Origin of the sequence: Methylobacterium indicum, from assembly GCF_001043895.1 — a bacterium.
In the GTDB taxonomy this organism is placed as follows: domain Bacteria; phylum Pseudomonadota; class Alphaproteobacteria; order Rhizobiales; family Beijerinckiaceae; genus Methylobacterium; species Methylobacterium indicum.
The window spans coordinates 1-611 of sequence record NZ_JTHF01000433.1; the positions used below are offsets into that span (position 1 = coordinate 1).

The window sequence follows — 611 nt, forward strand, 5'->3', positions numbered from 1 at the left end:
GCTCGGCCTGCGCCTTGGCCTGCTCCTTGCCGCCCCAGCGGAAGGCGCGTTCGATGCCCATCACGACGAGCGGCGCGAGGCCGGCGATGTACATGTTGTCGATGCCGTAGGGGTTGCCGAGCGCGTACCACACCGTGGTGGCGAGCGCCGCGCCGAGGAGCCCCAGCGTCGCGCCGCGGTTCGAGCTGAACCAGGGCAGGTAGAAGCCGACCATCGCGACGATCGAGATCGACAGGCGCAAGGCCCGCGTGAAGAACGACAGCTTCAGGATCTCCGGGATGAAGAACACGAAGACCAGCGGCACCACGGCGATGACGAGCGAGAACACCCGCGTCATGCGCAGCTCCTGGGCCGGCTCCGGCTTCCAGTACGGCACGTAGAAGTCGCGCACGACGAGCGACGCGATGGCGAGCGCCACGGTGCTGACGCTGACGAAGATCGAGGCGACGAGCGAGGTGGTGACGACGCCGGCGAGCAGCGGGTGCATGTTCTTCAGGAAGATCGGCAGCGCGTAGAGGCTGTTCATGCTCGGATAGAGCGTCTTGGCGGCCAAGCCGATCAGCGCCAGGACGAGGCCGAGCGGCAGACAGAACGCCGCCGCGTAGAGCGCC

General features: G+C 67.6%; 1 protein-coding gene. It reads right to left on the minus strand.

Going from position 1 to position 611, the window contains the following annotated elements:
* Positions 1–611 (minus strand): sodium:solute symporter (locus tag QR78_RS31170; RefSeq protein WP_048431518.1); only part of this gene is annotated, 611 nt, incomplete at both ends.